This window comes from Pseudomonas sp. EL_65y_Pfl1_R83, assembly GCF_963970695.1.
GTDB lineage: Bacteria > Pseudomonadota > Gammaproteobacteria > Pseudomonadales > Pseudomonadaceae > Aquipseudomonas > Aquipseudomonas tritici.
In genome coordinates this window covers 1-736 of sequence record NZ_CAXAQI010000077.1, presented here as the reverse complement: position 1 = coordinate 736, position 736 = coordinate 1, and the positions used below count along the sequence as shown (strand labels likewise).

The 736-nt window shown below is 56.5% G+C and carries 1 protein-coding gene; it reads right to left on the bottom strand.

The features are described 5' to 3' along the window. The coding region (locus AACY08_RS27700; protein WP_339472297.1) for an IS66 family transposase at window positions 1-736 on the bottom strand (736 nt) is incomplete at both ends.

The window sequence follows — 736 nt, the reverse complement described above, 5'->3', positions numbered from 1 at the left end:
CCCCCCCCCCCCCCCCCCCCCCCCCCCCCCCCCCCCCCATTTTTTTTTTTAATGATACGGCGACCAACGATATTTTTTTTTTTTATGTAAACGACTCTATTGAGATCTACACAAAGCTTGGAGGACTCGAGCAGAAGCGCGCGCAAACGATGCCACAAGGGCTTCAATTCCTGGGCGGCATAGCCGACCCAGAAGGCGAGCGTGGAACGGTCGATGGCGATACCGTGCGTCGCCAGCATCTGCGCCTGACGATAAAGCGGCAAATGCCAATGATACTTGGCATCGACCACATGCGCGACCAGCCGCTCGGTGGGCAGTCCCCCCTTGATCAATCGTTCGGGCGCCGCATGCTGGAGAACGACGCCATGACAGGCGCGGCAGGCCAGTTTGGGCCGGCGGGTGACGATTACGCGATACTGCGCCGGTACCACGTCCAGCCTCTGGCTCTCATCGCTCCCAATCTCAAAAAGGACGCCTGCGCAGCAAGGGCAGCAGGTTGCAGCGGGCATCAGGGTTTCGACGATGCGCGGCAAATGCTCCGGCAGTTGACCACGGTTGGCTCTGCGCTCGGCAGTTCTCTTCTCGCAGGTTCTGGGATTGGCGCGACCCTCGGCTGCTTCGAGAGACGCGACGCCCTCTACGATGTCCTCCAAAACAAGCAAGAACAAAAGAGCAACCACTAAAGAAAGACAATAGATAAAAAAAGTCACCAAATCAAAAAAAAAAAAAAAAAAAA